Below are 3544 nucleotides of genomic sequence, written 5' to 3'. Positions count from 1 at the left end.
CAAGAAAGCTGTTGTTTCATACGCAGGATTTGAACCTGCTACGATTCGCGTTAAAGGCAAATGCTCTACCAAATGAGCTAGTATGTAAGCTTTCATTGTTAGGGCGCGGAGTGAATTTTTCAATGCTTTATTTAATGTCTTTCAACTTGAGCATTAAAACTAAAAAGAGTATCTTAAGAGATAGGAATTAAAATCATTTCGCGCAAGTCAAGAAAGCTGTTTTCTCATACGCAGGAATTGAACCTGCATTAGTTCGATTGACGTTCGATTGCCTTTACCATTTGGCTAGTATGTAAGCTTTCATTATTAGGGCGCGAAATGAAAAATTTTATGTCGTTTCGAGTTGATATTTTTTTTAATTAGAAATTAAAATCACTCCGCGCAAGTCAAGAAAGCTGTTGTTTCATACGCAGGAATTGAACCTGCTACCACTTGCGTGACAGGCAAATGCTCTAACCAAATGAGCTAGTATGTAAGCTTTAATTATTAGGGCGCGAAGTGAAATTTTCTATGCTTTATTTCATCTATTCAAGCTGTTTCAACTTGAGTATCAAAAGTAGAAATTGCATATTAAGTAATAGGATTTTACTCAGTTGAAAACTTCTCTAAAAGCATAATTTAATATTTAATTTTCTAGGTTCAGTAATTAGAGACTTTGATTCTTTATTTACCTTAAATGATATTGAGACTTAAAATTCTTTGACATAAACAATAGTAGTATGAACTTTATGGAAACCTACAGACTCATAAAGTCGATTTGCTCCCGACGGGTTCTCAGCATCAACACCAAGTAACGCCTTATCCATACCAACATCTCGTAACCGTTGCATTCCAGAAAGTAACATCGCTTTTCCTAACCCACACTTCCGAAAACCACGACGAGTACCAAGAATACCTATCTTACCTTCTTTCATTCCTTTGTGCTGGTTTTTTTCTGAATTAATAAAGCAGGAACAAAAAGCAGCAAATGTACTATCACTAGCACTAATTGCAACTAAATCCAAATCTTGTCTATAGTGTGGGTGACTTATTTCATGTTCCAACTGCTCAACTGTCAAATCATGATGATTCCAATGATCTATAAACGTTTGGTTAAACATTTCCACCCATGCTTCTAGGAAATGTCGCTGGCAAATTTTACCAGAAAACGACTGGGATAGAGGAGACTCCAATGTAAAACCTCTGGGCAACTCTGGTTTGGGAAAAGGTTCGGTGAGCGATCGCTCCATCCGCAAAAAGTAACGGTTTGGGGTAAAACCACAACTTTCTAATAATGCCATGCGTTCGGTTTGAGTTTCGCGACTATCTGAGCGCAACTTTACAGATACACTTTTATCAATAATTCGCTGTTCACTCCATTTAATGATTTCTTGTTCTATACCTTCGCCTCTAAAAGTAGGATGAACTTTGAAAGATAGATGAGCATCAACTGATGATTCTTGGATTGATAATTGCCCAAAACCAACAAGCTTACCATCTCCATCTTCCCAAAGACTAATTTCGTGCTTTATGTCTGGAACTGGAGTATTAAATGCTCGTCGCAGAGCGGAAATAGATACCCAGTTATCTAGGCGATCGACTATTTCGCAGGCTTGGAAAAGTTCGGCGATCGCCTCTAGATCCCTTTCACCTTGATAAGAACGGATCGCTAATGTTTTCATAAATACTTAGAATTCTTTACTATAAACAATATTAGTGTGAACTTTACGGAAACCCACAGACTCATAAAGTCGATTTGCTCCCGACGGGTTCTCAGCATCAACACCAAGTAACGCCTTATCCATACCAACATCTCGTAACCGTTGCATTCCAGAAAGTAACATGGCTTTTCCTAACCCACGCTTACGAAAACCACGGCGAGTACCTAGAGTATCTACCCAACCTTCTTTCCTTCCCTTGTACTCATTCTCTTCTGGGAAAGTACAACAGTAGCAAAAAGCTGCAAATTTACCATTATGATCAATTGCAACCGAGGTCAAATCTGGTCTATAGTTAGGGTTACTTACTATATATTCTACCTGTTCAACCGTCACTTCATGGTAATTCCAATGGTCTATAAATGTTTGATTATACGCTTCCACCCATGCTTCTAAGAATTGTTGTTGTCCCACTTTACCAGAAAACTGTGGAGAGCAGTGAGAATGCAATGTAAAACCTACAGGTAACTCAGGTTTAGGTATTGGTTCGGTGAGCGATCGCTCCATTTCAAAAAAGTAACGTTTTGGGGTGAAACCACAACTTTCTAATAATGCGATACGTTCAATTTTGTCAGAACGAGTAGCAGAGCGCAACTTCAAAACAGATAGACTGCTATTAGTAGCGACTTCCCGCATTCGTTTTTCACCCCAGCTAATAATTTTTTGTTCTATACCTTCACCTCTTAAAGTTGGATGAACTCTGAAAGACAGATAACCATCAATTGATTCTTTAATTGATAGCTTCCCAAAACCAATGAGCTTACCATTTCCATCTTCCCAAATACGAATGTCGCGCTCTTTGTCTAAGTCTGGAGCGTTAAACTCTTGTCGCAGATCGGAAATAGATACCCATTCATTTAAGCGATCGACTATTTCGCAAGCTTGAAAAAGTTCGGCGATTGCCTCTAAATCATTTTCTCCCTGACAGGAGCGAGTTAGTAACGTTTTCATAAAAAATTACTGATAACTGACAACTGATAACTGAAATAACAGGGCGTCTGACGAGACTTGCACTCGCTTTCTTCGGCGTCACAAACCGACGTTTCGACTACTTCAACCTCAGACACCAAATGGAGACTAGGGGGTTTGAACCCCTGTCACGACTGTGCAAGAGTCGTATGCTCCCATTACACCAAGTCCCCAAAAGCAAAAAGTCAACAATTATGAATAAAATCTTAGACAATTTTTAAGACAAAAAAATGTATTAACTTTCAGTCAAATACTTCGCACAAGTTGAAAAAGTAATGAATACAGTACAGCCGTTATTATCAATTTTTAACCTGACAGTGAACCCGCTAATCTTTATCTCAGAGAGACTTAGAAAGCCTCGCTATTTCGGTCGCCCGAATGTCGCTACCTTAGGACCCTATAGTTAGGAAATGTATGTATACTTTATCAGTTGTGGTGCGAAATTATTTCAGTTATCAATTATCTAGTTAAGATTTAATTTTGTATTTTTTTATTCTTATTCAAGTAGTTAAAAATCACTTCGTACAAGTCAAAAAAGCTGTTGATTCATAGGCAGGAATCGAACCTGCTACACTTTGTTCTTGAGACAAATGCTCTACCAAATGAGCTAGTATGTAAGCTTTTTTTGTTAGGGCACGAAGTGAATTTTAACCACTATTATTATGCTCCGGACAAGTCAATAAAGCGTTTGACACTAACGCTCTATCCATTGAGCTACATCCCCATAAAATATTCAAGAGGGGTTTTTGGTGTTTACCTGATACCTCAATCTATCCATAGCATAAGCGCCAATACAAATTATCCCTTTATAGTCTGAGGGGTTAATATCATTAACTTCTGTAGAAACAGTAACTTGTTGTTCGACAACATTATTTTCT

Annotated in this window: 2 protein-coding genes and 4 tRNA genes; all 6 read right to left on the bottom strand. The window is 38.0% G+C overall.

Annotated elements, in window-relative coordinates; genetic code table 11:
- Positions 1–401 precede the first annotated feature (401 nt).
- Positions 402–476 (bottom strand) — tRNA-Asp (locus F6K22_RS35905).
- 213 nt (positions 477–689) lie between these two features.
- Positions 690–1661 (bottom strand): GNAT family N-acetyltransferase, encoded by a 972-nt coding sequence (locus F6K22_RS35900; RefSeq protein ID WP_293109379.1) that lies wholly within the window; start codon positions 1659–1661, stop codon positions 690–692.
- Positions 1662–1667: 6 nt separating this feature from the next.
- Positions 1668–2648, bottom strand: a complete 981-nt coding sequence (locus F6K22_RS35895; protein WP_293109377.1) for a GNAT family N-acetyltransferase — start codon at positions 2646–2648, stop codon at positions 1668–1670.
- 42 nt (positions 2649–2690) lie between these two features.
- Positions 2691–2764, bottom strand: a tRNA-His gene (locus tag F6K22_RS35890).
- A gap of 4 nt (positions 2765–2768) precedes the next feature.
- Positions 2769–2839, bottom strand: a tRNA-Ala gene (locus F6K22_RS35885).
- Positions 2840–3217: 378 nt separating this feature from the next.
- Positions 3218–3275, bottom strand: a tRNA-Leu gene (locus F6K22_RS35880).
- Between the last annotated feature and the right edge of the window lie 269 nt (positions 3276–3544).

It is taken from the genome of Okeania sp. SIO2F4 (genome assembly GCF_010672385.1).
Lineage (GTDB): Bacteria > Cyanobacteriota > Cyanobacteriia > Cyanobacteriales > Microcoleaceae > Trichodesmium.
This window is presented reverse-complemented; position numbering and strand designations above follow the sequence as displayed.